Annotated in this window: 1 protein-coding gene; it reads left to right on the top strand. The window is 70.0% G+C overall.

The features are described 5' to 3' along the window. A partial coding sequence (locus tag C1I97_RS37845) for a glycoside hydrolase family 26 protein (protein WP_111007364.1) occupies positions 1 to 989 on the top strand: 989 nt, incomplete at both ends.

The raw sequence follows: 989 nt of genomic DNA, 5'->3' as shown, positions 1-989 counted from the left end.
CCCCCGCCGTACCCGCCCTCACGCCGCCGGTCCCCGCGCCGCCGAAGCCGCCCACGCCGAACATCCTGGTGCCCCTCGAGGACCTCCCGGCCTTCGGCGCCTTCCTCAGCTCCGACGCCCGGGGCGTGGCCCGCATGCCGGAGTTCAGCGACTGGCTGGGCGGTGCCGAACTCCGCGTCGGCCACACCTACCTGCCCGGCGAGACCTGGAGCGACATCGAGGGCGACGCCGGCTTCCTCCAGGCCTGGGCGCGCTGGCGCAACGAGCGGCCCGACCGGATGCTCGTCCTCAACGTCCCCCTGCAGGAGCGCAACGAGGGCAACGTCCCCGACGGCGTGGTCAGGCAGCTGGTGCGGCAGGGCGCGGCGGGGAGGTTCGACCACCACTTCCGCGTCCTCGCCGAGCGGCTGGTGCGGCTGAAGGTGCCGGACACGGTCCTCGTGCTCGGCTGGGAGATGAACGGCACCACGTACACCCACCGCTGCGGGCCGGACCCGGAGGCGTGGAAGAGGTACTGGAGGAGGATCGTCACCACCATGCGGTCGGTGCCGGGCCAGAAATTCCGTTTCGACTTCACGCCGAACCGCGGCCTGGACGCCGTTCCCTGGACGCAGTGCTACCCGGGTGACGACGTGGTCGACATCATCGGCGTGGATTCCTACGACCAGCCGGCCGGGCTTTCCTTCGAGAAGCAGGTGAAGGAGCCCTACGGGCTGCAGGCGCATGTGGATTTCGCGAAGGCCCACGGAAAACCGATCTCCTATCCCGAATGGGGACTCTTCCGCAACGGCGACAATCCCGAATGGATGCGGGGAATGCTCGCGTGGATGGACGCGCACAAGCCGCTCTACAACACGCTGACCGACTACTGTCCGCACGGTGTGTGGCAGTGCGCGGCCAATCCCAAGTCGTCCGAGGTCTACCGGTCCGTCCTGTTCGGCCGCACCGACGAGCCGGCCCCCGCGCCCGCTCCCGCACCCGCGCCGAAG

This window comes from Streptomyces sp. NTH33, from assembly GCF_003236365.1.
Lineage (GTDB): Bacteria > Actinomycetota > Actinomycetes > Streptomycetales > Streptomycetaceae > Streptomyces.
This window is presented reverse-complemented; position numbering and strand designations above follow the sequence as displayed.